2 protein-coding genes and 1 pseudogene are annotated in these 1788 nt (G+C 61.7%); all 3 read right to left on the reverse strand.

Going from position 1 to position 1788, the window contains the following annotated elements; genetic code table 11:
- Nucleotides 1-197 (reverse strand): annotated as a pseudogene (locus tag EN925_RS34530) (SGNH/GDSL hydrolase family protein); the annotation flags it as partial.
- Nucleotides 198-259: 62 nt separating this feature from the next.
- A complete protein-coding gene (locus tag EN925_RS34535; RefSeq protein ID WP_127370124.1) occupies nt 260-1000 on the reverse strand; it encodes a thioredoxin family protein in 741 nt (246 codons plus the stop codon).
- Between the two features lie 164 nt (nt 1001-1164).
- Nucleotides 1165-1788 (reverse strand): class I fructose-bisphosphate aldolase (locus EN925_RS34540; RefSeq protein WP_128337303.1); only part of this gene is annotated, 624 nt, incomplete at its 5' end.

Raw genomic sequence — 1788 nt, forward strand, 5'->3', positions numbered from 1 at the left:
TCCGAATTGTCGATGCCGACCGAAGCGGCGGAGGAATCGCCCAGCACCAGAAGCGAGATTGCCGGTGCTGCGCCTGATATTTCGTGCATGACCGGCCCTTGCGCCGGCAGCATGCGCGTGGTGCGGCGTCGCACGCCGAGGCCTTGCCAGATATAGACCGGGAAGGCGAGCCAGGTGAGTAGGGCCGGGAAGCGCATGGCAGTACCGTTATACGATCAGCGGCAGCCTTAGCGCATGTTTTGGCCGACGGGAACGATCTTCAATCGCAGCAACTCGCCTGCCCCGCCTGCTTGCCCTGATATTCATCGTGCAGCCGCACCCAATCCATCAGGCCGTGATAGGGGCCGTTCTCGTTGCGGCCCTTCGGCGTCATGTCGAGATAGTCGTAGGCGCCGATCTGCGCCTCGCCGCCGCGGGCGCGCGACATGAAGGTCAGGAAGATGTCGCCGGCCTCGTCCCTGTAGAAGACGCTGGTGCCGGGAAGCTCCTTCGATGTCCGTGGACGGGTCTCGAAATTGTAGGTGGTGCAGCCGTTGGCGATCTGCTTGTCGGTGAAGGAGACCTGCATGTCGAAGTTGAAATCCGAGGCATAGGACGACACCCAGTCGAACTTCCAGCCCATGCGCTGCTTGTAAGGCAGAAGTTCCGCCAGTGGAGCGCGCGAAACCACGACCAGCGACACGTCGTGATGCCGCAGATGCTGATTGGCGCCGTCGATATGGTCGGCAAGGAATGAGCAGCCCTCGCAATGATGGGTGCAGCCCGGCCCGAACATGAAGTGATAGACGATCAGCTGGCTGTTAGTGCCAAACAGGTCGGTCAGTCTGTTTGGCCCTTGTTCGGTCTCGAAGACATAGTCTTTCCTGATCTTCAGCCAGGGCAGTTCACGCCGTTCCGCGGCGATCCGCTCGCGAAACCGCGTCAGTTCCTTCTCGCGCGCCAGATGTGCCTTGTGCGCCTGGAACCAGTCTTCGCGCGAAACGATCTTGTTGCGATGCATGAACCTCTCCCTGAATGTCATCCCAAGGACGTTGGGGATGGGCGCAATCCGACATCGCCGGAGAGGAAATAAGGACGGAGAGGCTCCGCCCCAAGCCCTGCAAGTCACAAACAAAAAACCCGGGCGCATCGGCCCGGGTTCGAAGGAGGAAGAAAGGACTGTGATCAGGCAGCCTGTTCCAGGCTCGCTTTCCATTTTCCGAGCGCTGCCAGATGGTTCATGTGGGCGCGATGGGTGAAGGCGGCCTGGCCGGCGGCAACGTTCGAGGCTTTGCCGCTCCAGGCTTTCTGTGGCGCGGCCTGCAGCGCGCGACCATAGGAGAAGGTCAGCTTCCACGGGTGCGGCCCGATGGCGTTGATGGCGTTGAGATTGGCGGTCGCCTCTTCGTCTTCCTGGCCGCCGGAAAGGAAGGCGATGCCCGGCACCGCTGCCGGCACTGTCTCGCGGAACAGTTTTATGGTCTTTTCGGCGACTTCTTCGGGGCTGCTCACCTTGCCCGATTTCCTGCCGGCCAGCACCATGTTGGGCTTCAGGATGGTGCCTTCCAGCACGACGCGCGCCGCATGGAGCTCGTCATAGAGCTTGATCAGCGTTGCCTTCGAAATGTCGTAACAAGTGTCGATGTCGTGGGCGCCGTCCATCAGCACCTCCGGTTCGACGATCGGCACGATGCCGGCTTCCTGGCAGAGGGCGGCATAGCGGGCGAGCGCATGAGCGTTGGAGCCGATCGAGGTCGCCGAAGGGACGCCCTTGGCCATATCGATGTCGATCACCGCGCGCCATTTGGC

This window comes from Mesorhizobium sp. M7A.F.Ca.US.006.04.2.1 (assembly GCF_004022915.1).
GTDB lineage: Bacteria > Pseudomonadota > Alphaproteobacteria > Rhizobiales > Rhizobiaceae > Mesorhizobium > Mesorhizobium ciceri.